General features: G+C 57.7%; 19 protein-coding genes. 1 reads left to right on the forward strand and 18 read right to left on the reverse strand.

Annotated elements, in window-relative coordinates; genetic code table 11:
* The 16 genes from DFR37_RS23060 to DFR37_RS17800 form a co-directional block, all read right to left on the reverse strand.
* Nucleotides 1-6,618 (reverse strand): beta strand repeat-containing protein (locus DFR37_RS23060; protein ID WP_113934521.1); only part of this gene is annotated, 6,618 nt, incomplete at its 3' end.
* 258 nt (nt 6,619-6,876) lie between these two features.
* A complete protein-coding gene (locus DFR37_RS17730; protein WP_113934522.1) occupies nt 6,877-7,593 on the reverse strand; it encodes an ABC transporter ATP-binding protein in 717 nt (238 codons plus the stop codon).
* On the reverse strand, nt 7,583-8,338 hold the full coding sequence (locus DFR37_RS17735; RefSeq protein ID WP_113934523.1) for an ABC transporter ATP-binding protein: 756 nt from the start codon (nt 8,336-8,338) through the stop codon (nt 7,583-7,585). Before DFR37_RS17735 ends, DFR37_RS17730 begins: the two co-directional genes overlap by 11 nt.
* Nucleotides 8,335-9,363: a branched-chain amino acid ABC transporter permease gene (locus DFR37_RS17740; protein WP_113934524.1), complete on the reverse strand. Its 1,029-nt coding sequence runs from the start codon at nt 9,361-9,363 to the stop codon at nt 8,335-8,337. Before DFR37_RS17740 ends, DFR37_RS17735 begins: the two co-directional genes overlap by 4 nt.
* Nucleotides 9,360-10,226: a branched-chain amino acid ABC transporter permease gene (locus tag DFR37_RS17745; RefSeq protein WP_113934525.1), complete on the reverse strand. Its 867-nt coding sequence runs from the start codon at nt 10,224-10,226 to the stop codon at nt 9,360-9,362. Before DFR37_RS17745 ends, DFR37_RS17740 begins: the two co-directional genes overlap by 4 nt.
* A 228-nt stretch (nt 10,227-10,454) precedes the next feature.
* Nucleotides 10,455-11,639, reverse strand: coding sequence for an ABC transporter substrate-binding protein (locus DFR37_RS17750; protein ID WP_113934526.1), 1,185 nt, complete (start codon nt 11,637-11,639; stop codon nt 10,455-10,457).
* A gap of 104 nt (nt 11,640-11,743) precedes the next feature.
* Nucleotides 11,744-12,703, reverse strand: coding sequence for a PDR/VanB family oxidoreductase (locus tag DFR37_RS17755; RefSeq protein ID WP_113934527.1), 960 nt, complete (start codon nt 12,701-12,703; stop codon nt 11,744-11,746).
* Between the two features lie 84 nt (nt 12,704-12,787).
* Nucleotides 12,788-13,840 carry an aromatic ring-hydroxylating dioxygenase subunit alpha gene (locus DFR37_RS17760; RefSeq protein ID WP_113934528.1) on the reverse strand — a complete coding sequence of 351 codons (1,053 nt, stop codon included), beginning with the start codon at nt 13,838-13,840 and terminating at the stop codon, nt 12,788-12,790.
* 180 nt (nt 13,841-14,020) lie between these two features.
* Complete coding sequence (locus DFR37_RS17765; protein ID WP_113934529.1) at nt 14,021-14,530, reverse strand: MarR family winged helix-turn-helix transcriptional regulator; 510 nt, start codon at nt 14,528-14,530, stop codon at nt 14,021-14,023.
* A gap of 165 nt (nt 14,531-14,695) precedes the next feature.
* Complete coding sequence (locus tag DFR37_RS17770; RefSeq protein ID WP_113934530.1) at nt 14,696-15,628, reverse strand: AraC family transcriptional regulator; 933 nt, start codon at nt 15,626-15,628, stop codon at nt 14,696-14,698.
* A 22-nt stretch (nt 15,629-15,650) separates the two neighbouring features.
* Nucleotides 15,651-17,036, reverse strand: a complete 1,386-nt coding sequence (locus tag DFR37_RS17775; RefSeq protein ID WP_113934531.1) for an amidase — start codon at nt 17,034-17,036, stop codon at nt 15,651-15,653.
* Between the two features lie 48 nt (nt 17,037-17,084).
* On the reverse strand, nt 17,085-17,816 hold the full coding sequence (locus DFR37_RS17780; RefSeq protein WP_180148064.1) for an ABC transporter ATP-binding protein: 732 nt from the start codon (nt 17,814-17,816) through the stop codon (nt 17,085-17,087).
* On the reverse strand, nt 17,813-18,532 hold the full coding sequence (locus DFR37_RS17785; protein ID WP_113934532.1) for an ATP-binding cassette domain-containing protein: 720 nt from the start codon (nt 18,530-18,532) through the stop codon (nt 17,813-17,815). The genes DFR37_RS17780 and DFR37_RS17785 overlap by 4 nt, the downstream gene beginning before the upstream one ends.
* Nucleotides 18,529-19,542, reverse strand: a complete 1,014-nt coding sequence (locus tag DFR37_RS17790; protein ID WP_113934533.1) for a branched-chain amino acid ABC transporter permease — start codon at nt 19,540-19,542, stop codon at nt 18,529-18,531. Before DFR37_RS17790 ends, DFR37_RS17785 begins: the two co-directional genes overlap by 4 nt.
* Nucleotides 19,542-20,408, reverse strand: coding sequence for a branched-chain amino acid ABC transporter permease (locus tag DFR37_RS17795; RefSeq protein ID WP_113934534.1), 867 nt, complete (start codon nt 20,406-20,408; stop codon nt 19,542-19,544). Before DFR37_RS17795 ends, DFR37_RS17790 begins: the two co-directional genes overlap by 1 nt.
* Nucleotides 20,409-20,569: 161 nt before the next feature.
* Nucleotides 20,570-21,787, reverse strand: coding sequence for an ABC transporter substrate-binding protein (locus DFR37_RS17800; RefSeq protein ID WP_113934535.1), 1,218 nt, complete (start codon nt 21,785-21,787; stop codon nt 20,570-20,572).
* 324 nt (nt 21,788-22,111) lie between these two features.
* On the opposite strand from DFR37_RS17800, the gene DFR37_RS17805 reads away from it, so the two are divergent.
* Nucleotides 22,112-22,564, forward strand: a complete 453-nt coding sequence (locus tag DFR37_RS17805) for a hemerythrin domain-containing protein (RefSeq protein ID WP_113934601.1) — start codon at nt 22,112-22,114, stop codon at nt 22,562-22,564.
* Nucleotides 22,565-22,601: 37 nt separating this feature from the next.
* Here the strand turns inward: DFR37_RS17805 and DFR37_RS17810 are convergent, their stop codons facing one another.
* Both DFR37_RS17810 and kce read right to left on the reverse strand, forming a co-directional pair.
* The gene (locus DFR37_RS17810; RefSeq protein WP_113934536.1) at nt 22,602-23,621 is read right to left on the reverse strand and encodes an SMP-30/gluconolactonase/LRE family protein; all 1,020 of its coding nucleotides are present in this window, start codon (nt 23,619-23,621) and stop codon (nt 22,602-22,604) included.
* 57 nt (nt 23,622-23,678) lie between these two features.
* Nucleotides 23,679-24,644, reverse strand: coding sequence for a 3,5-dioxohexanoate:acetyl-CoA acetone transferase (kce, locus tag DFR37_RS17815; RefSeq protein ID WP_113934537.1), 966 nt, complete (start codon nt 24,642-24,644; stop codon nt 23,679-23,681).
* Nucleotides 24,645-24,658: the final 14 nt, after the last annotated feature.

Genomic DNA, 24,658 nt, shown 5'->3' on the forward strand with positions numbered 1-24,658 from the left:
CGTGTCCACACTGTAGCCATGCGTGGCTGTCGTCGTCGTGCTATTGCCAGCCACATCTGTCGTTGTCACTGAGACACTCAACGAACCAGCCGCAGCCAGATCGGACCCGGCAACCGCTATGCTCCAAACACCATCAATATCCACCGTGCCAGTGTGGTCAACACCATTCACGATCAACTTGACCGTGTCGCCCTCGTTAAATTCTCCCGCAACTTTACCGGTGACATTGATCGATAGACCCGCTTCAGCCGCGTTAATCACGTTATCGCCCGTGATCGAGTCCACAGAGACCGTCAGCTCAGGCGCCTCAATATCCACCGAGTAATTGTGTGTACTTGTGGCAGTCGTGCTATTGCCAGCTGCATCTGTCGAAGTGGCGCTAACCCCCACAGTCGTATCAGCGAGCAAATCGCTTGTTGCAACGTTGGCCGTCCAGGTGCCGTTCGCAGTATCTACCGTGGCAGTGTAGTTCTGACCATTGACGGTAATCGTCACCGCCGTAGCCGCACCGACCTCCGTCGCAATCGCACCGGTCACCGCTGTTGTTGATGCGCCAGACTCACTTAAGTTGATCACGTTATCGCCCGTGATCGAATCCACCGATACCGTCAGCTCCGGAGCTGCCGTGTCCACACTGTAGCCATGCGTAGCAGTCGTAGTCGTGCTGTTTCCAGCGGCATCGGTCGAGGTCGCGCTTACGGCGACAGATGTGCCTGCAACCAGATCGGCCGTTACAACGTCTGCCGTCCACGTGCCGTTCGCAGTATCTACTGTAGCGGTATAGTTCTGACCGTTGACCGTAATGGTTACCGTCGTAGCCGCACCGACCTCCGTCGCAATCGTACCTGTCACCGCTATCGTTGATGCGCCAGACTCACTTAAGTTGATCACGTTATCGCCCGTGATCGAATTCACAGACACCGTCAACTCAGGAGCTACCATATCCACACTGTAGTCATGCGTAGCCGTCGTTGTCGTACTGTTACCTGCCACATCGGTCGAGGTCGTGGTGACCGTGACAGTCGTATCAGCAACCAAATCGCTCGTTGCAACATCCACCGTCCAGGTGCCGTTCGCAGTATCTACCGTGGCAGTGTAGTTCTGACCATTGACCGTAATGGTTACGTTCGTAGACGTACCGGCCTCCGTCGCAATCGTACCGGTCACCGCTATCGTTTCCGCACCCGATTCGTCTGCGTTGATCACGTTATCGCTGGTGATCGAATCCACGGATACCGTCAGCTCAGGCGCAATCATGTCCACACTGTAGCCATGCGTGGCTGTCGTCGTCGTGCTATTGCCAGCCACATCTGTCGTTGTCACTGAGACACTCAACGAACCAGCCGCAGCCAGATCGGACCCGGCAACCGCTATGCTCCAAACACCATCAATATCCACCGTGCCGGTGTGGTCAACACCATTCACGATCAACGTAACCGTATCGCCTTCGTTAAATTCACCGGTAACTTGACCCGTGACAGCGATCGATGTACCCGCTTCCGCCGCATTGATCACGTTATCGCTCGTGATCGAGCCCACAGATACCGTCAGCTCAGGCGCCTCAATATCCACCGAATAATTGTGTGCACTTGTGGCAGTCGTGCTATTGCCGCCTGCATCCGTCGAAGTAGCACTAATCGCTATAGTCGTATCAGCAACCAGATCGCCCGTTGCAACGTTGGCCGTCCAGCTACCATTCTCAACATCTACCGTAGCAACGTAATCCTGGCCGTTGACGGTAATCGTCACCGTCGTGGCCGCACCGGCCTCTGTCGCAATCGTGCCGATCACGGCTATCGTTGGTGCGCCAGACTCGGCCAAGTTAATCACGTTATCGTTGGTGATCGAATCCACTGATACCGTCAGCTCCGGAGCTGCCGTGTCCACACTGTAGCCATGCGTAGCCGTCGTAGTCGTGCTGTTTCCAGCAGCATCGGTCAATGTCGCGCTTACGGCGACAGATGTGCCTGCAACCAAATCGCTCGTTGCAACGTCTGCCGTCCAGGTGCCGTTCGCTGCGTCTACTGTAGCGGTGTAGTTCTGACCATTGACCGTAACGGTTACGCTCGTGGCCGCACCGACTTCAGTGCCAATCGTACCGGTCACCGCTATCGTCTCCGCACCCGATTCGTCTGCGTTGATCACGTTATCGCTGGTGATCGTATCCACGGCTACCGTCAATTCAGGAGCTACCGTGTCCACACTGTAGCCATGCGTAGCCGTCGTTGTCGCGCTGTTCCCTGCCACATCCGTCGATGTCGCGCTTACGGCGACAGATGTGCCCGCAACCAGATCGGCCGTTGCAACGTTGGCCGTCCAGCTACCATTCTCAACATCTACCGTAGCAACGTAATCCTGACCATTGACGGTAATCGTCACCGTCGTAGCCGCACCGGCCTCTGTCGCAATCGTGCCGGTCACGGCTATCGTTGATGCGCCAGACTCGGCCAAGTTAATCACGTTATCGGAGGCAATGTCGTTGACAGATACTGTCAGATCAGGCGCCACTGTGTCTACGCCATAGCCATGCGTAGCCGTTGTAGTCGTACTGTTACCTGCCGCATCGGTCGATGTCGCGCTTACGGCGACAGATTTGCCTGTAACCAGATCAGCCGTTGCAACGTCTGCCGTCCAAGTGCCATTCTCAACATCTACCGTAGCAACGTAATCCTGGCCGTTGACGGTAATCGTCACCGTCGTAGCCGCACCGGCCTCCGTCGCAATCGTGCCGGTCACGGCTGTCGTTGGTGCGCCAGACTCGTTCAAATTGATCACGTTATCGCCCGTGATCGAATCCACCGATACCGTCAGCTCCGGAGAAACCGTGTCCACACTGTAGTTATGTGTGGCTATTGCCGTCGTACCGTTGCCCGCCGTATCGGCTGTCGTCACCGACACCGTCAACGAACCAGCGGCAGCCAGGTCGGATCCGGCAACTTCGATGCTCCACGTGCCATCGGCATTCACAGTGCCAGTATGCTCAGCACCATTCACTATCAGCGTGACCGTGTCGCCCTCGTTAAATTCACCGGCAACTTTACCCGTAACATCAATCGACGTACCGGCTTCAGCCGCATTGACGACGTTGCCATCAGTAATACCGTCAACCGTGATCGACACTTCGGGCGCAACCGTATCCACGCCATAGCCATGCGTAGCTGTCGCGGTCGTGCTATTACCCGCCGCATCGGTCGAAGTCGCGCTTACGGCGACAGATTTGCCTGTAACCAGATCAGCCGTTGCAACGTCTGCCGCCCAGGTGCCGTTCTCAACATCTACCGTAGCAACATAATCCTGACCATTGACTGTGATCGTCACCGTCGTGGCAGCACCGACCTCCGTCGCAATCGTACCGGTCACCGCCGTTGTTGGTACGCTAGACTCGCTTAAGTTGATCACGTTATCGCCCGTGATCGAATTCACAGATACCGTCAACTCTGGAGCTACCGTATCCACGCCATAGCCGTGAGTGACCGTCGTCGTGGTGCTATTCCCTGCCGCGTCGGTCGAGGTCGCGCTTACGGCGACAGATTTGCCTGCAACCAGATCAGCCGTTGCAACGTCTGCCGTCCAGGTGCCGTTCGCAGCGTCTACTGTAGCGGTGTAGTCCTGACCATTGACCGTAATGGTTACTGTCGTGGAGGTAGCTGCTTCAGTACCAAGCGTACCGGTCACGGCAATCGTCAGCGCGCCCGTCTCGGCTGCATTGATGACGTTGTCGCTTGTGATCGAGTCCACCGACGCTGTAAGTTCAGGGGCTACGGTATCTACCGTATACACCTGTGTAGCCGATGGCGTTACTGTGTTGCCGACGTCATCGGAGGCCAATACCGAGGCGCTGACCGATGTGCCAGCGGCCAACAGCGAGCCCGCAACGCTGACCGACCAAGTTGGGGGAAGGCCCGCTGCAACTGGGGGCTGGACGATTGCTGTATAGGTTTGGTCCCCAATGATGATGGTGACGGTATCGCCAGCCTTGGCATCGCCACCTACGGTGCCGCTGATGGTTATGTTACCTAAAGATTCGGCCGCATTCAGCACGTTATCGTTGGTAATCGGGTCGATCGTAATCGTGGCTTCGGCCACCACGTCCAGGGTGTCTGCGCCAATATTCAGGCTGGCGCTGGAAGTGGAGTCGGACCCCGCCAGCCCTTGCTCGGTGGAGGCCGCGCTGGCGGTAATACTGAACGGTTCGGTGCCGTTCGGAACCCGCATCACCAAATGCCCGTCCAGCGTCAGCACGCCCGACGCGTTCGAGACGAACCAATTGCCATTGGACAACAAGGTTGCGCCAACCAGCGTCACCCCCGCGGGAATACCGCTTAAGGTGATGCCCGACAACGATTCACTGCCATCGCGGTCGGTCAGCATGGCCGTGACATTGACCTCGACATCCACATAACCGCCCACTGCCTGCGTCTCCAGCCCGGCGATCGGCGCCGAGTCTTTGCCGCCCACGCTATCGCCGTCTCCAAACAGGATGCCGCGAATATTGTTCAGGGTGATGCTCAAGCCGCTGGCATTGTCCTTGATCGAGGCCGAGATGCTTGGAATGCCATTGTTGACGTTCACCGTCATCCAGTTAACGCTGTACTCGCCTGACGATTTGTTGAAGAAAACGTAGTCGCCCTGCCCGCTGATGCTTTGCAAATTGTCCCAGGGGCGCCCGTCCCGGCCCAGCACCACCTTATCAAAATTGCCGATCACCGCAATGATGTCAGTTGCGGGAGATTGGTCGCCGTAGTTGACGTTGCCGCTGGTTTCCTTCCCAAAGGGCGGCGCAAACACCTGGCCCGGCAAGCCCGAGGCGCTGACCGAACCATCGTTCAAGACCGTCAGCGTAATGCCGGCGAACGTAAATTGCGTGCCCGCGCCGGCTTCGCCACCGCCACCTGGAGTCACGTCGCCCAGCGACAACGTAACGACCGGCGCGTCCACCACCGCCACGATATCGACCTTCAAGACCGCCGTCTCGCCGACGTAATCGCCATCGAAAGGCTTGAAGCTGATCTGCGCGTAATCGGTTTGGCCGTTGCCCACACCGCTGCCATCCAGTCCATTCCAGCCCGACTCATTCAAACCCGGTACAAAGCGCAACTGCCCCGCCTCAAGCTCGGCGCGCGACACGCTAAAACCGCCCTCGGTCAGATCGACCCGCACCCAGACCGCATCGGCGACCCCCGGGTTGCTGGAGTACTCCAGTACGCCAGCGCCCGGCAAACCGGTGATCAGGACACCAAGCTCAGCGGAAGAGCCAGCCACATGGAAGCTATCCCAACCCAGCACCAGCGGCGTGTCCTCAACCCCTTGAACTTCGCCACCCTGCGCCGCAGGCGCCAGGTCAAGAAGATAGGGTTGGGTGAACGAGGCCGTTGTTGTATTGCCTGCCGCATCAGACGCCAGCACCGAAACACTGACAGAAGTATTCGCGGCCAGCAACGAACCGGACACGTTGACCGACCAAACTAGCGCCCCGCCTTCGTTGGTGTGAACAGTCGTTGTAAATGTCTGGTTCCCTACTATTACTGTAACGGCATCGCCCACCTTGGCGTCGCCACCCACCGAACCGGACACGACAACCGAACCACGGGATTCGGCCGCGTCAAGAATGTTGTTGCCCGCGATACTGTTGAGCGTAATTGTGGCGCTTGCTTCAAGGTCGACGGCATAGGCTTGCTGCGCGGTTCCCACCGCGCTTGAATTGGGCCCGTTGCCCGTAACGACTTGCGCTGACACGCTGGCATGGCCGGCCAGCAGTGAACCCGGAACATTGACCGACCATACGCCACTCCCTTGAACCTGGGTAATGTAATCGGTTCCGCCCACAGTTACCCTGACGACATCGCCCGCCTTGACATCGCCGCCAACGCCCCCGGAAATCAGGATGTTGCCGCGAGCCTCTATGGCGTTGATAATGCCGTCGCCAGCTATGGTATTGATGGAAATTTGGGCGGATGCGGGCTGTGCCGGTGTCAAGCTTGAATTACCGCCAGGCAGCGGGTTACTGTCGCCAAAAGATCGGCTATTGTTGAACAACGGACTTGCCCTGTTGCCAAATGAACCTAGATCGGCAACGCCGGAATCGGACTGACCCTGCAAGCCCCTGGTAAACAGGTCGGCCAGGGTTCCAACCAGGGGCGGTGTAGACCCCGTGGTCTGCTCGTTAAGAGGCAACGTGGTATTGGTCAAAGCCAGCAAGCGAACCAGGCCGCTTGCGTGCTCGACGCTACCCGCTTCCCCAAGATTAGACCTATGTATATAAAACGCCCGATCCGAATCGCGCACTGCCGCGGTGGACTCCAGAAGGTCGAAGGGGTCCCGCCCGGCATCCAGCAGGCTTGCCAAGGTATCGACGGCCGGGTCGTCTGCCAGCGCGGCCTCGTCGGAATCGACATCGGCTTGTACCACGTCGGCGCTAAAAACGAATTCCCGGTTGGCCCCTACGACAATGGGCAGCATGCCGTCGATCGCCAACTGTACACTGCCGCCATCCCCCGTAATAATGACCGTATCGAGTGGAATCTGCTGGCCTTTGCTCACCGCGACAAGCGAACCGTCTTCGGCCCGGATCCATGCCTGGCCGGTAACTTGGGTAACAACTGCGAATTCAGCGGCCATGAAAGGCAAACTCCATTATTTATGTCGGTGTGCCGGACGCAGTCCCGCACATTAATGACTCAATAATAAGAGAAGGCTTACCGCTGCGATATTGGCGCCGACGACAGGTTGGGCAAGGAAAATCGGCCCGAATACCGCCGCTCGGGCCCACTGCGACAATATAAAAAAAGCGCCGACTCTCACTTCCAGGGAAGCAGAATCGGCGCGATTTTCATCAGCGCCGGCTTTTGCCGCGCCTATAGCGCGGCATACCGTTGCTTAAGCCACAGCCACCAGACGATCGAGTTTCTCGCCGTCGTCCAGCAAAGCCTGGCTGTCGGAGTCATGCACGATTTGCCCCCGGTCCAGGACAATAGCCCTCTTGGTCAGGCCCAAGGCCATGCGGGCATGCTGCTCGACCACGATTACCGTCATGCCGCTGTCGGTAACCAGGCGCTTGATAACGCCCAAGAGCTCTTGCACGATGATGGGCGCAAGACCTTCCATGGGCTCGTCCAGCAGCAACAGCCGCGGGTTGATCATCAGGGCTCGCGCGATGGCCAGCATTTGCTGTTCGCCGCCCGACAGCTGATTGCCCATGTTGTTGCGCCGCTCTTGCAGCCGCGGAAATACCTCGTATATCTTTTTCAGGTCCCATTCGCCGGGACGCGCCACCACAGTCAAGTGTTCTTCGACCGACAGCGACGGATACATGAGACGCTCTTGGGGAACCCAGCCCAAACCGGCATGCGCGCGCCGATAGGTCGCGACCCGCGTAATGTCCTTGCCGCGCCACCGCACGGAACCTTGATGCTGGCGGGTCAAACCCATCATGGTCAACAACAGCGTGGACTTGCCCACCCCATTGCGCCCAAGCAGCGCCAAGCTGTCGCCTTCGTTCAGTGTCAGCGAAACATTTTCCAGCACGACGGACTCGCCATACCCCGCACTGACTCGTTCGAGCGCCAGCAACTCGTTTGCTCCATTACTCTTCATGCTCGGCCTCGCCCAAATATACTTCCTTGACCCGCTTGTCGGCGGCGATCTCGGCAGGTGTGCCTTCGGTGAATACCTTGCCGCCCACCATGACGGTGATGCGTTCGGCAAAACGGAAGACCAGGCCCATATCGTGTTCGATGAAAACGATGGTGACCTCGCGCGGCAATTGCGCAATAACCTCGAACAGCTCGGCGCTTTCGGCCGACGGAATGCCCGCAGCCGGCTCGTCCAGCAGCAGCACCTTGGGCTTGGTGGCCAGGGCCAGCGCAATTTCGACCAGGCGCTGTTTGCCGTACGGCAAATTGCGCGTGACCGTATTGGCGTCGGCGCTTAGCTTAAGCGTCGTCAGCAACTGCCCAGCCTCTTCGATAGCTGCGGTTTGTTGCTCTACGGTTTTGTACCATGCCGTTTGCAAGCCTTCGCGTTCGCTGATCGCCAGGATAATCGACTCGAGCACCGTCAGACCCGCAAAAAGCGTATTGATCTGGAAGGTTCGGGTCATGCCAAGCTTGACCCGCTGGTGCTGGGGCAGGCCGGTGATTTCGCGGTCGCCGAAAAACACCTTGCCCGCTGTTGCCGGCAGGGCGCCGGTCAGCAGATTGATGAAGGTGGTTTTGCCGGCTCCGTTTGGCCCGATCAGCGCATGGCGCGCCCCCGGAGCAAAAGTAAGCGAGACATCGCTATTAGCTTTGAAGGCTCCCCAAATCTTGGTCAGGCCTTCTGTGCGTAGGGTCGTATTCATGCGCGCCCCTCCTTTACCGAAGCGCGTACACGCCTATTTTCACGGAATTTTTCGATGAAGCCCAAAATACCTCCTCGTCCTGCCATCACGATGACGATCAACAACAGGCCGATCCAGAACTGCCAGTAAACCGGGTTGATGTTGGCGATCTGGTCTTTGGCGATCATGAAAACGACGGCGCCTATCAATGCTCCGTACAAGCGGCCTGTGCCGCCCAGCACCAGCACGATCAGCAGATCGGCCGAGCGGTCGAAGCCCAGCGAATCCAAGCCGACGAACTGTGTGGTTTGGGCCAACAGAGCCCCCGCAATGCCCGCAACCGCGGCGCTGAACGTATACACGACAATCAAGCGCCGCGTTACGTCCGTACCAATGGCCGGCATGCGTTTGCCGCCTTCGCGGATGCCGATCAGGCTTAGGCCGAAGGTTGAACTGGCGATCCGGCGGATAAGCAGGAACATGAGGAACAGTACGGCAAAGCTATAGAAGAACGCCGTTTTGCCAGCCAGGTCGAACTCGAATATGCCGAAGAGCTTCCACATACTGATGCCCCACAAGCCGTCGACGCCGCCGGTGATGAATGCGGCTTTGTTGGCGACCTCGTACAGCATCAGGCATATGCCAAGCGTAACCATCAGCCTGGTGAGATCGTGTCCGCGCACAACGAGGAAGCTGCTTAAGAACCCGAAAAAAGCCGCCACGATAGCGCCCAGCACAAGACCGCTGATGGGCTCGCCCCAGCCATGCACCGACAGCAGCCCGGCCGTGTAGGCGCCCAGCCCGAAGAATGCGGCATGGCCCAGCGACACGACGCCGGCATAGCCCAGCAGCAAATCGAGCGATAAGGCGAACAAACCGAGAATCATGATTTGCGCGGCCAGTACCAGATAGCCCTGGAACAGGAAAAACACCACAAACGGCAACAGCCAGAAAATGATTTCTATTTTGTGCCAGCGGTCGTTGGGCACGCGCGGCGGCGGCAACAGCTTGGCCACGGATAGGGAAGACAAGGATAGATTCTTCATGAGCGCCTCGAGATCAGTCCGGATGGGAACAGGATTAACAGCAACACCATCAACCCGTAGATGACGAAGGCCCCGACTACCGGCACGTAGTATTTGCCGGCAACGTCGAACACGCCCAGCAGCAAAGCGGCAAACAAGGGACCACGGATAGTTCCGGCGCCGCCCACGGCTACGACGATAAGGAAATACACCATGTATTTAAGCGGGAAGGTTGGGTCCAGGCCCAACACATCGATTCCCAGCCCGCCGCCCAAGCCGCCCAGGCCCGAGCCTAAGGCGAATGTCAGGCTGAACACCCGGCCCACATTGATGCCCATGCCGGCCGAAGCTTGCTGGTTATCGACCGAGGCACGAATTTGTGCGCCAAATCGGGTGCGCTCGATAAGCAACCCCAGGGCCAAGGTAATGACAATGACGATGCCAATAAGAAACAAGCGGTAGACGCCAACGGCAAGGCCGAAAAGAGAGACCTGCCCTTTCAGCCATTCGGGCAAATGCACCGGCTGCTGGGAAGGGCCCCACACATAGGTTGCCGCCGCCACCACCATAAAGGTCAGGCCAATGGAGAACAGCACCTGGTCCAGCGCATCGGCCTGGTACAGGCGTTGATACAAGGTGCGCTCCAGAATGAAGCCCACCAGCGCGCTGACCAGAAAGGCGATCGGCAGCGTCAGCAGGAACGGAACGCCCAGGCGGTTCATGAGCTCGACGCACACGTACCCGCCCACCATGGCAAAAGCGCCGTGAGCCAGATTGACGAAATTCATCAGGCCCATCGTGACGGACAAACCGACGCTTATCAGGAACAGCAAGCTGCCATAGGCAATGCCGTCGAACAATACCCCAACAAAATTTCCTAGCATGGCGGCCACCTTAGCGACGTGCTGGACGACAGTCGTATGTCGTCGGCTGCGTGTTCTAGCATGGTTAATTCACTCCTTGACGGATGTCCGAATGTATTTAAATAATGAAAAATGCAAACCACTGCAGGTAAAGGAACACATCCGAACCCTGCCAAAACAAGGCCAAGTTCGGATGCGTCGCCTACAAATTAGATGCCGTTCAATAGGCATCCGTTGCAGCAATACAGCTTATACGCCGGGGTCCTTGAATTGGGTGATCTTGTCGAACTCTACGTTCCACATCTGCCCATTGGCTTCCTCGGACTTGCGAATATAAACGTCCTGGATAATGTCGCGTGTGTCGGCATCAATGGTAATCGGCCCACGCACACTAGTCCAGGAAAGACCCTTCATGGCCGCAAGCAGCTTTTCGCCGTTGCTGTCGCCGCCAGTCTTCTTGAGTGCTTCGTAAATCAGGTGCATGCCATCATAACCGCCCACCGAATGGAAATTGGGACGGCGCCCGCCATTGTCGCGGGCAAAGCTTTCGACATACTCTTTGTTCTCGGGCGAGGGATGTGCAGCCGAATAATGATGGCTGCTGACCACGCCCTTGGATACCTGGCCGATACTGACCATGAGGTCATCGTCCAGCACGTCGCCAGTGCAAATCAGGCGGATGCCGTCAGCATCGAGGCCGCGCTCGTGAAATTGCTTGATGAGCGCCGCGCCTTCGCCCGAAGGTACAAAAACGAACAAGGCTTCAGGCTTGGAATCTTTGACACGCTTCAGGAACGGAGCATAGTCGGGGTTGAGCAAAGGAGTACGGATACTTTCGACGATGTTTCCACCGGCCGCCATAAAGCGCTTGACGAATACTTTCTCGGCGTCGATGCCGGGGCCGTAATCGGCAACGAATGTTATCACCGACTTGATATTGTTCTTGGCGGCCCAATCGGCCATGGGTGCCGTTACCTGGGGCAATGTAAAGCCAGTACGCACAATGAAAGGCGAACGCTTGACGATGACCGAGGTGGCTGCCGCCATGACGATCATGGGGGTCTTGGATTGCGTTGCAACCGGCGACGCGGCAAACGCCAGCGGTGTCAGGCCAAAGCCCGCCAAAACCTGCACGCCTTCGCGCGTGACCAACTCTTGGGCGAGCCGCTTGGTCATGTCAGGGGCTACACCGCCATCGTCCTTCAGGATGATTTCGACTTTGCGTCCAGCGACGCTATCGCCGTGTTTCTTTTGGTACAACTTAACAGCGGCTTCGATTTGCCGGCCTGTGGAAGCGAAGGGCCCCGACATGGGCACAATCAAGCCTACCTTTACCGGGTCGGCGGCAAAGCTGGTCATGGGCACAAGACTGGCTGTAGCTGCGGCGGCGCCACCTAAAACCAAATGGCGACGTTGCGCGTTTACATGTGTCATCTGTTTCTCTCTAGCTTATAAAAAAAATGTAGCGGCCCTCCCTCCGGGAGGACCTGGTTGATAGCAATATACGGATTTAAGGGTCGGGGAAAGACCGACAGCGCTTAGATATCAAGCACCAGCATGGGTGTCTTGGAACGCGAACAACATGGTGTGAATTGATCGTTGGCCGCATGTTCTGAGTCGGTAAGATACAGATCCCGGTGGTCGGGTGTGCCTTCGAGCACGCGCGTCAGGCAAGTACCGCAAACGCCCTCTTCGCATGAAACCGGCACGAAGACGCCGTTGTCGTCCAGTACTTTGGTAATTGGCGTATCGGCCGGCACCGCAAATACTTGGCCTGTACTGGCGATTTTTACTTCGAAAGCGAAGTCGCCGCTGGTGTCTTGCTCGACGGCGCCGAAATATTCGCGATGAACCTGTGCGTCGGGCCAGCCCAGTTTTTTAGCCGTGCCCAGCACATAGTCGATAAAGCCCGTGGGCCCGCAAACATAGATATGCGTATCGGCATCGGGTGTGGGGATGATGCTGTCGAGGTTCAGCTTCTGGTCGTCGGCGCCATTGTCAAAATGGAAGTGCACTTTGTCGGCAAATGGCGACTTGGTAATGGCGGCGTGAAAAGCCGTGCGCTCGAGCGAACGGGTGCAATAGTGCATTTCGAAGCCGCTGCCGACCTTGCTTAGCCGACGAGCCATGCACAGGATGGGCGTAACGCCAATACCGCCAGCCAGCAGCACGGTGCGCTTGGCCGGAACCAAGCCAAAATGATTGCGCGGTTCGCTGATGTTAAGAACGTCGCCGACGTTGATGTTGTCATGCACGGCCACCGAACCGCCGCGCGAAGCTGGGTCGCGCAAAACGCCTATCATGTAGCGGTCTTGCTCGGAGGGGTCGTTCAGGAGCGAGTATTGGCGGATCAAGCCGTCGGGCCGAACCTGGACATCAATATGGGAACCGGCGCTGAATGCGGGTAATGCTTGGCCATCGGCGCTGGCCAGCTCAAGGCTGACGATCTCTTCGGCTTCCTGGACCTTGTTAACTACTTTAACGGAAAGTTGTCTCATCGAGTTTACAGTATATAAGCGAATGTACCCGCATTGCTGCGGGTATGGAAATACTGGCACGCAAAGCTAATGTGCTGACGGACCTTAGGCGGGCTCAGTGGCGGGATTGTTCTGTTCTTCCTTGATCATGCGATCTAGAACACGACGTGATTGTACGCCACCTGCGTCGATATTCAACATCAACAAACGCCTGTCGGGGTAATCCAGAACATTGCGCTGCTGCGCTTCAAGGACCTCCAGGTCCTGGCTGAAGATATGGCCCTGGCCCTCGCGGATGGACTTTGTAAGCTCTTTGTCCTCGGGTTTGAAGTTGCGCGCCATGCCCCAGAAATACCAATGCGATGTCTCTGTTTCAGGGGTCATGAAATCGACCACAATGGCCGCTGCCTTATGCTCTTTAGGAGCGTCGATGCCGCCATGGCCTGCATGCGCAACGCCGACGTCGATCAGGACATGGCTGGGAGGCGAAAAACGCGAAACCTGCCAGCGGTCGACATGCACGGTATCGTCCAGGCCATTGGCCCGCAGCGCGGCAGCCCAGAATGGCGGCGCGATGATGTTGTCCATATAGCGGCTGGTGTATACGTGGTCGCCGTCCACCTTCGTGTTGACGGGGGATTCGTCGATCTCGTCCTGGCCGATGCTGCCATGATGGACATACGTTTCGTGCGTCAGGTCCATGAGATTGTCGATCATGAGACGGTAGTCGCAATTGATGTGATAGAGGCCGCCGCCGTAGGCCCATTCGGGGCTCACTGCCCATTCCAGGTGCGGAATGAGGCTATCGTCTGCCAATGCGGCGTCGCCGGGCCAGATCCAGATGAAGCCGTAGCGCTCGACCACCGGGTAGGTTTTGTTGCATGGGAAGCCGCCCACGCGCTGCATGGGCATGGACGCCGGCTTGCCGTCGCAGCCCATGGCCAAGCCATGGTAGCCGCAAACCAGGTTGCCATGCTCGACATAGCCTAGCGACAAGGCCGCGCCGCGGTGCGGACAAAAATCTTCAACAGCGGCAACCTTACCTTCCGGACCGCCGCGGAAAATTGCAACTTTTTCGCCGCAAATTTTCCGGCCCAATGGCTTGCCATCGATCTCGTCGGGGGTACAGGCGACGTACCAGGTATTTTTAGGAAACATAGTTGCCTCGCAAAAGTAGTGGGACTGGAAGCACAGCGTCTATTCGTACTGTAATCATATTCCAGGCCAAATTGTCGTGGGACGCATCGCATTGATATGCGGCCAGTTTCAACCGACCACATTCAGTGCACTGAATCTTATCTTATTTTCACTCTTGCGCTAGCCCACTGATATAAGTGTTTACCCTAATACAGAATCGACGCCAGTACTGCTTTTTTTCCCCGCCAACGGTGCCCGGCTTTGAAAATTATTGATATGCACCAGCTTCTGCAGCAATACCATGAAGGTTTCTTCTTCTTCGGCGCTGAACCCTTCGAACAAGCGGTCATGCAGACGGGCGATGCCGTCGGAAGCATGGGCCAGCAGGGCCCTGCCCGCATCGGTGAGGTAAAGTTCGCGCTGGCGGCGGTTGGCGGGGTCGGTGTGGCGCACCAACAGCTTTTTCTCTTCGAGCCGGATAGCCACGCTGGCCGCCGTCGAAGTGTCCATGGCCACCAATCCTGCCAACGAAACCTGGTCAATGCCGGGATGCTCCACAAGTATGCGCAAAATGGCGTATTGAATGGGAGTTACGAACTGCCCCAGTTCGTCGTGGAATATGGACGCGGAAATTTGCTGCGCACGGCGCAGTAAATGCCCCGGCTGTGTATAGAGATCGGCCAGTACTTTATCCGATGCTTCGTTCGTCATGCTTTGCCTCGTATTCTTTATATGTAGCGACTGCTCAAAGCCGATTTTATCAATGATTACGAAGGCGCGGCGTTTGGGAGGCGACTTGCGTCGCTGGGGCCGGCCTATCTGGCGGCAACTCTGTACCAGCGGACACCGCCGACCGGGGAAACACTGCGGAACTCATCACCCAAGCCGGGTACGGCGGAACACCTGAGGCGGCTCGCCGATATTTTCAACGAAAAACCGGCTAAAGTTGGAAGGGTCCCGAAACCCAAGATGGTAGGCAACCTCGCCGACCGTAAGGCTGGAATACAGCAAAAGCCGCTGCGCCTCCAGCCCTATCCGGCGATGCGCGATTTTCAAAGGCGACTCGCCGGCGACATCGCGGCACACGCGGTGCAAGGTTCTTTCGGTAACGGACATCATCGCCGCATAGCTTGCTATGGGTAGTTGCTCGCGAAAATGCTGCTCGATCAAGTCGCGAAAATCGGCATACAGCTGCCGCCTGCGCTGGGTTTCGGAGCCAGGCAAAGGCTCTTCCCGCACATACTGGGACAGCAGGCCCAGTATGCCCAGCACATTGGCCGAAAGATTTGCGCCCCGGCCTCGCCGCGTCGACGTCAGGTTATCGGAAATGGCCGCCAGTGCGGCCACGACATGGGCCAATTGCGCGGGCTCGCCCCGCAGGCCATGTACCAAGGGACTCATCAGCATCTGAGGCAATTGCGGTTCGCCCGAGAAGCGGGCCAGTTCATCGATATAGCTGTCGGATATGGTAAGGATCTGGCCGGCCAACTGCGGCTCGTAGCGAAAACTGTGCACGATCAACGGCGGCACCAGGACAAGCACCGGTGCCTCAAGGACATCCTCCGACAAGTCGTAGCTGAAATGCCCGCGCCCAGCCTCCAGCAAGACCATCTGGAACAGATCGCGATGCCGGTGCGGGAAAAGCTCCCAGTTGTATTTTCTGATCCGGGTTGAAATTTTTTCGACGTGCAGAAAGCGAAAATCGCTGCCCGGAAGGCGCTCGTCGTAGTGAATGAACGGCGGACCGCCGGCAGCCCCCTTCTTCGAGAAGGCGCTGGCGTTGTCTCCATTACCAGAAAGGGCGCTCACTAACGCAATGCGTGGCTGGGGCTTATAGCCGGGCCACGGAGGCAGTGCCGATCACGCGCTCCACCTGCGCGGCCGCCTCAAGGGCCTGCGCTTCCTGAAAACGGCGCCCCACGATCTGGATGCCGTTAGGCAATGCAACACTGGGAATGCCCAATAAGTTCACCCACGGAATATTGCGCATATGGTCGAATAAATTCAGGGTTTGCTCGCGATCGAGAAAGTGGTCGAAATCCAGGTCGGGGGTGGGCATGCCGGCAACAGGGCACAACACCAGCGGGTACTCCTCCATCCACAGCGCCGCTTCACGCATTATCTTGCGGCGCTCTTCGAACGCCTGAATGTATTTGCGCGATTCCGATCCAAGGTTATAAACGCCGAACAACGCCTCGATGTGCTGCCGGTTGCTTTCGCCAAGCTTGTCGCCAAACACCGGCATGCCCGCTTCCATGAGTTCGGTGCCTATCAATTCGGCCCAAACCTCTGGAGCGCGGCGGGCATTCGGAATGGCGGCATCCACGACTTCATAGCCGGCCTCGCGCAATATGCGCGCGGTCTCGTCAAGTTGTGCCAGAACCTCCGGCTGCACCTTGGCACCCGTCTGGTCGACCATGCGGGCAATACGCGGGCGCGCCGCACCCGCAACGGGACGCGTCACAGGTATAGGTATGCTTGCCGGATCGCCGGGATGCGCCCCGGCCACCGTTTCGTAGGCCAGCCAAAGGTCTTCGACACAACGTGCCAAAGGTCCGATGCACGACATCATATCCACGGTTGGAGGGCTGTCGAACGGCGGCAGCGTAGCGACTTTGGGAGTACGCCCCGCCGAGGGGCGCAGACCGTAGATACCGCAAAAAGTGGCCGGCACCCGTATGGAGCCGCCGTAATCCAGGCCCAGCCCGATAGGTGCCATGCCCGCGGCAACAGCCGCGGCATCGCCCCCGGAAGAGCCACCTGCCGTTTTCGTCAGGTCGCGCGGATTCTTGGTCGTACCATACAGATGGCTGACCGTGTTCCAGCGAATCTGCAGGTCGGGTTGATTGGTTTTGCCGATGATAATGGCTCCGGCCGCCTTGAGGCGCTGGATAACGACTTCGTCGGCGGGCGAGCGGACTTCGGCCAGCGCCGGCAGGCCTTCAGTATGTTTCATGCCAGCTACATCGTAGTGATCCTTGATGCTTAGCGGAATACCGTCTAGCGCAAGTCCGGATCGACTGCTGTGGTTCTCGTCGGCGGCGCTGGCCTCGGCCAAGGCCTGCTCGGCGCGCAGTTCGACCACCGCATTTATCTTGGAATTGGTTTTCTCGATACGATCCAGATGCGCCCGCACCAGCTCGACCCGGCTGACTTCTCGATTCTTGACCAACTGGCGCATTTGCTGCGCGGTCATACTCCACAAATCCCCTTCCATTATTTCAGTCTCCTTTATTTTAGATAAGCCGGCGGCAATGCCACCGGTTCAAACAGGTAGCCCTTCAAGGCCGGCGAACTCGTCGACAGCGTCGGGGTCGCGTAATTGCTCGGGCAGCATCTCTTTGATGATCTCGCCTTTTTGCAACAACAAGACGCGACTTGCCACGGCGCCGATAAAGCCAATGTCCTGCTCGACCACCAGCACGGACAAGGCCGTCTCGCGCGCCAGCCGCAGCAGATGGTCTTCGATTTCTTCTACGATGGAAGGCTGTATGCCTTCGGTGGGTTCGTCAAGCAACAGAATCCTGGGTTCGCCGCACAAAGCCCGCGCCAGCGCCAGGATTTGTTGCTCACCGCCGCTTAGCGCTCCGCCCCTGCGGTCCAGAAGGCGTTCCAGCACGGGAAAATCGTTGACGGCGCGCTCGATGGCGCGCTCGCGGTTAAGTCCCGCGGCCGCGGCGCCGATGGCCAGGTTCTCCCGCACGGTCAAAGAGCCGAATATATCGCGCCCTTGGGACACATAGCCTATACCCTGATGCGCCCTTAAGTGCGGAGCCGCTTTGATCATGTCTCGGCCGCCCAGCATCAACTGCCCTGCCGTTGCAGGAATAAGACCGACCAGCGCTTTCATCAGCGTAGTCTTGCCCATGCCGTTGTGCCCCAGGACCCCCACGATTTCACCTGCCTTCATCGCAAAGCCGACTTGGCGCAGGATGGGTATGGAACCGTATCCGGCGCACAGGCCCGATACTTGCATCAGGAACTCGTTGCTGCTCATCTTGCCTCCTTACCGTGCTGTCCAAGATACGCATCGCGTACTTCGGTATTGCGCACGACGGCTTCCATGGTGTCTTCGACCAGCACCCGCCCACGATGGAACACAGTGACTTTTTCGGCGATGCGCCGAATGAAATGCATATCGTGCTCGACGATAATGAAGGTGCGCTGTCCACGCAACTCGTTAAGCAGCGCAATAGTGCGCTCCACCTCGCCGGCTGTCATGCCGGCGGCGGGTTCGTCAAGCAGGACCAATTTGGGTTCGTTAACGAGTATCATTCCCAATTCAACCCATTGGCGATGCCCATGAGCCAGTTCTCCGGCCAATGTGTACGCCTGCTCTTTCATCCGTATAGTTTCCAGCATGGCGTCCGCGGCATTCGCAGCCGCTTGCTTGTCGAACACCCGTTGAGCAGCCAGAAACAAGTTTTCGCGCACGCTCAAGCCATTGAACAAATTGGGAACCTGGGTCTTTACGCCCACACCCTTGCGCGCAATGGCATACGAAGGCAAATTAGTGGCGTCTTCGCCGAACAGCGTAATACGGCCGGAGGTCGGCTTGATCTGCCCTGTCAGCATTTTGAAGAAGGTGCTTTTGCCTGCGCCGTTGGCGCCGATCAGGCAACGCAGCTCGCCCTCTTCCAGGTTGAAATTGACTCCGGCCACGGCAGCAACACCGCCAAACGTACGCCATAGATCGTGGGTTTGCAGTATCACTTTGCCTCCTTGCCGGCCAGGCGCAATGTTTTGCCCTTGCGCCGCACGAAGTTCTGGATCGACGGCACAATGCCGCTGGGCACAAGAAGGACGGCAACGATAAACAACAAGCCCAGCGCAATTTCCGGACTGACGGCGCTGGCGCTGCCAAGCCAGGTCGACAAAGCCTGGACAATAAAACAACCTACGATCGGGCCAAGCAATGTGCCCATCCCGCCAAACAGCACCCAAATAACGATTTGCGCCGAAAAAGATAGCGAAAAAGCGGTCGGGCCGACTGACGCTCCCCAGGCCGCATACAAGGCGCCGGCCAACCCCGCGATGGCGGCACCGATGCAGAACAACCCCAGCTTGTAGTAGCGTGCGTCGTAGCCCAACAATTCGGCCCGCAATTCGTTTTCGCGCACTGCCGCCACGACACGCCCAAACCGGCTTTGCACCAAAAGCCGCAGCCCCAAATAAATGGCAAGCAATATCAAGGCGACCGCATAATACATGCCGTCGAAGCCAAGCACCTGTGCCGGATCGAAAGGACTGTTCAAGGGAGGCACCCCCGGAATTCCGTTGTAGCCCCCCAAGTGCACTTTGCCGAACTGATAGGCCGGGCCCGAAGCGCTGTTGATCAGGCTAAGCAATATAAGCGGGATGGTCAGCGAAATTACGGCGAAGTACACATCGCTGATGCGTCCAAAGAATGTGAAGTAACCAAGCAGCGCCGCCACCACTACAGGAACTGCAATTGACACGGCCAATGCCCAGGTGCTGTCGCCCAGGTTGACCGCAACCAATGCGTAAGCATAAGCACCTATGCCGAAAAACGCCGATTGCCCCAAGGCAAGTATGCCGCCTATTCCCCACACGAGCCCAAGGCTCAAGGCCAGTATGGCCATAATGGCAAAAACCGTAAGGGTATACAGAGTATAGGTTTCTGAAAACAGGGGTATGCCAAAGACCAGCACCAGCGCCCCCACAGCGGCACACCAAAACCCCGGACTCAATGCCTCGCGCATCAGATACCCCGCTTGAAAAATTTTCCGGTAATGCCTGAAGGCAATACCCGCAACAACACAATGGCGGTCACCAGCAACATGACCTCGCCCAGCACTGAAGTACTGAGGACTGTCGTGACCTGGCTTACCGTACCCAGCAAGCCCGACGAAGTCAGCGCACCTGTCAAAGGCAAGGCGCCGCCCAGAATGACAGTAATGAACGCCTTGGCTATATAGGTTAGGCCGCTGATCGGCAAGACGCCGGTAAGCGGTGCAAAAATAGCGCCGGCCAAGCCTGAAAGCGCCGCGCCTATGCCGAACGTAACCGAATACACGCGCTTGACATTGACTCCCAGCGCCGAAGCCATATCCGCGCTTTGCATGGTGCCCCGCGCGATCAGCCCGAACGGCGTATGACGCAACAGCACATACATGCCGACCGCAACGGCTACCGCCGCCGCAATCACAAAGAATGTATAGCCGCCTTCCTGGTAAGCCCCGATCTGGACGCTGCCCAGGGGTGCGCTGACCCCCATCTGATAATAGCCAAACACCGACGACGCCAGGCCGATAAGCAACAAGCTAAGCCCCCAGGTCGCCAATATGGTTTCAACGATGCGTCCATACAAATGGCGGATAATAAGACGCTCTATCACGATACCGATCAGGGCGACGGCCAGCGGCGCAACCACAAACATCGCCACCCAGAAGTTCACGCCCAGGCGCACCGAGAAAATAAAGGCAAAACCTCCCAGCATCAGGAATTCGCCATGGGCGAAGTTGATGACCCCCATCATTCCGAAGATGATGGCCAGGCCGGCACTGATCAAAAAAAGGCTCGCGACGGCATACAGGATTTGCACGCCCACCAACATGGCCAGATCCATGGGTACTCCTTATCCGGGATAACTTTTCTTTGCCGCAAGGGCCGCGCCGCGCTGCAAATCCGCGCGATGGCCCCGGCTATCGCCGCGGTTTGCGTCTTGCCTGGCACGCCCGCGCATCCCGGTTCGAATGCACGGACCAAGCCAACGGCACGCCAGGTAACTTACAGCGACATCTTCAGAACATTGCAGGTTTGGTCGTTGGCATCCACCGGCGCCACCTGCTTCCAGGATTCCAGTACCTTGAATTTGCTGCTTTGGATTTCAGCAAGATACATGTCCATGACGCAGTAGTGCGTTTGCGGATGCGAAGACAGCTTGCCGCCGGGGCCTTCGACGGAAACGCCGGACTCGAACGCCTCGATGACCTTCTTGCGGTCTATCGAACCCGCCTTGCGAACTGTCTCGGCCCATAGCATCAACCCCCCGTAGTCGGCCATAGCCAGCGCCCCGACATAGCTGTAATCGCTGAAGCGCTTTTTGAAACGCTCAATGAACGCCTTGCTTTCGGGCGTATCGAGCTCGTCGAAATAATTCTTGACGGTGACGATGCCCTGGCTGACCTCGGGCGGCATGCGCATTTGCTCGCCGCCGTCGCCGATAGTGTGCGACGCCATGGGGATTTGCTTGTTCATGCCGGCCGAGGCCCACTGCCCGTAGAACGCGCCATGCGCTGGACCGACAAAAACGTTGAACACAAAGTCAGGCTTGGCCGCCTGGATCTTGCTGATGGTTGAGCCGAACTTGTCGACATCCAGAGGGAAAAGATCGACGCCAACCACCTCGCCGCCATGTTCCTTGGCAATACGCTCGGCCTGCTTGGCGGACAACTGGCCGAATATGTAGTCCGCGGCCAGTATGTATACCTTTTTTCCGTGCTTTTTCATCATGTACGGAATCAGGTTGTTCAGCAATTGCTGCGGCGTGGGTCCCGTCGTGAACATGTTACGGTCGCATGCGCCCTCTGGGCCTTCGTTGATCATATTCATGACGTACAAGGTCTTGGCCCGCGCCAGCACAGGCCGCACCACTTCGCGCGCGGCACTGGTAATTGCGCCATGCACCACGGCTACACGGTCCTTCAGCGCCAACTGCTGGGCGTACTGGCCATATAACTGGTTATTGGACTGCGTGTCGTACTTGACCAATTGAATCTGGCGTCCCAGCAAACCGCCCTTGGCGTTGATTTCCTCGGCGGCCAGTTCAAGGCACTGGGACTTGGGGTGGCCGAACATTTGCAACGGTCCCGAAGTATCCAGCAAAACGCCAACTTTGATAGTATCGGCCGCCAAACTGGCCGCGGGAAATCCCAGGCCGCCTGCCAACGTTCCCGCCGCACCGCCCAGGCCGTAGCCCAGGAATTCTCTTCTGTTGATTTGCATGTCTCACCTCTCCTGGCGATTGATCAATCGTGATCTCAAAATATCGGGACTAAGTCTCTGCGTACTTATTAAAAAAGCATCCTTCTACAACGAGCCGTATTAAAGCAATAGAGTCGACAAAAGAACATGCCGAAAACCGTCTGGCGATTGTCGATTTCGGACAGCGCGGGTTAACCCCTAACGCGTCGAGCACTAAGGGCAGGCAGCCGGGAAAGTCCTTTTCACTACAACGAATAGCAGCGTCCGCCCCAAGCTTTGCTATGATGTTATTTGCATCCTTTTTATCAAGCAGATACCGTCATGGCGCCTGCACACGAGACAATCATGACAGCTCCCCAAGACCTGACCTGGACCGACGCCTTTCTTGCAGGCTACGGCCCCATGGACGATACCCACCGCGAATTCGTCGATATAGTCGGCGCCATGCTGCGCGGCCCCGACGAGGCCTTGCTCGAACACTTGCAAAAGCTGATCGTTCACACAGAACATCACTTCTCGCAAGAAGAACACTGGATGAACACCACGGCCTTTCCCGCTACGGAATGCCATACCGACGAGCACGCCGCCGTCCTGAAATCCATGCGCGAAGTAGCAAGCTTTGTAACCGAGGGCGGCGAACCGGCTGAAGCCCGACGCCTGGCCACCGAGCTTGCCCGCTGGTTTCCCGGCCACACCGACTACCTGGACGCATCGCTGGCCCAGTGGGTAGCCAAGAAGCAGTTAGGCGCTGTTCCGATTGTGGTACGGCGCGGCGTGGCTTATCACGAAGCTGAATAAGACTGTCCAACGCACCTCGCCGACAAGTCAGCACTGTCTACCAATGCACCATCGGCAGCCCCGCCGCCTGGGCGCGAAAATACGGAATCCTAGTACCGCGCAGGCTGCCGATATAAACATTGCGAAGATCCGGCCCGCCAAAGGTCACGCTGGCGAACCAGGGCGCGATGCTGCCGCCGCAAGCCAGCATCAATTCAGGTGTTGCCTTGCCTTGTTCGAACGCGGCCATCAAGGCGCGACCGGCAGAACTATTTTGATCATCGTCCAGAATAATGCGCAGATCGCCCTGAGGAGTAATGGCGAATATTCGATCTGTCATTACGTGAGTTCCCCACAGGTTGCCGTAAGCATCGAAAGCAATGCCGTCGATGAATGCGCCGTGGTCGGTGGGGCCGAAAATCTCGCGCTCGGTCAGGCTGCCGTCGTCCAGCACGCGTAAGCGAGACACCCGTCGTGCGCAGGTTTCAACTGCGTAAAGCCATTGTTCATCGGCATCCAGGCGAATTTCATTAGTGAACTGAAAGCCGTCGGCCACGATGCGCAAGCGGCCCTGGTCGTAAAGGGCGATATAGCCGTCGGCCATGGAGGGACTCATGGCCTGCATCCAATTCTTGGTCCGGGTTGAAATAGTCAGCCACAACCTGTCGCGACTATCGCGCAAGACGAAATTGACCTTGCCGATGGCCGCGCCGTCTATGGTGTCGGCCAGCACGCGCGTGGTCCCATCGCGCGTCATGATTTCAAGGCGGTCGGTACCGAAGTTTGAAATGACGATGTCGCCGTTGGCGGCGAAGGCCAAGCCATTGGGCAAGGTTCCTTCGACGAAGCGCACTTCATCGTTGGAGGCCTGTGCAAACGTAGCCTCGGCCTGTTGCGACACAAGACGCTGGCTGCCGTCGGGACGAATGTGCATGACGCCGCCACGGGCATCGGCGGACCAGAGCGAACCATCCCGTTCCGCCAATATGCATTCGGGGCGCTGCAGGTCCTGGCCGATATACTTTATAGCGCCCGGGTCGACCTGAAAGCCGTCAATGGGATTGATACCCTTTGGCATACTGCTCCCTTTTCTGTCTACTTAGCTTGCCTTGCACGAGTAAGGTGAGTAGCTCCGTTAAAAGCCAACGTTTTCCGCGCCCTTCAGGCCCAGCATGGAGCGGGCCTCGTCGGGCGTGGCAATTTCAAGCCCGAGGCTTTCAACTATGCCGCGCACTTTGGTTACCTGCTCGGCGTTGGAAGCCGCCAGCGTGCCTCGGCCGATATACAAGCTGTCTTCCAGGCCAACGCGGACACTGCCGCCCAGCAACGCAGCTTGCGTTGCGAAATTCATCTGATGCCGCCCCGCCGCCAATACCGACCAACGGTAGTCGCTGCCGAACAGTTTGTCGGCGGTGCGCTTCATGAATAATAGATTGTCGAGCTCGGCGCCGATGCCGCCAAGAATGCCGAAAATCATCTGTACAAAAAACGGCGGTTTGAGCAAGCCGCGATCGACAAAGTGAGCCACGTTATAAAGATGGCCAACGTCGTAGCATTCGTGCTCGAAACGCGTGCCGTGTTCTTCGCCCAGCATTTTCAATATGCGTTCGATATCGCGAAAGGTATTGCGAAAAATGAAGTCGTCTGTATTGCGCAAATATGCTTCTTCCCAGTCGAACTTCCAGTCCTTGTAGCGGTCGGCCATGGGATAGATGCCAAAGTTCATCGAACCCATGTTCAGCGAACACATCTCGGGCTTGGCTATCAAGGGCGCGGCCAGCCGCTGTTCCACCGTCATGTTCAGGCCACCGCCGGTGGTGACATTGATGATTGCGTCGGTAGCTTCTTTAATACGCGGCAGGAACTGCATGAACACGGCAGGGTCGGGGGTGGGCCGCCCATCCTGCGGGTCGCGCGCATGCAAATGAAGAATGGCCGCGCCCGCCTGCGCCGCCGCAATGGCCTGGCTGGCGATATCCTCGGGCTTGTATGGAAGCGCATCGGACATGGTGGGCGTGTGAATGCCTCCGGTTACCGCGCAGGTAATGATGACTTTAGGTGCCGCGGGCTTTTTGGATTTTGATGCGGACAATTCGGACATGGCTGCTCCTATGA

Origin of the sequence: Eoetvoesiella caeni, from assembly GCF_003315175.1 — a bacterium.
Classification (GTDB): domain Bacteria; phylum Pseudomonadota; class Gammaproteobacteria; order Burkholderiales; family Burkholderiaceae_B; genus Eoetvoesia; species Eoetvoesia caeni.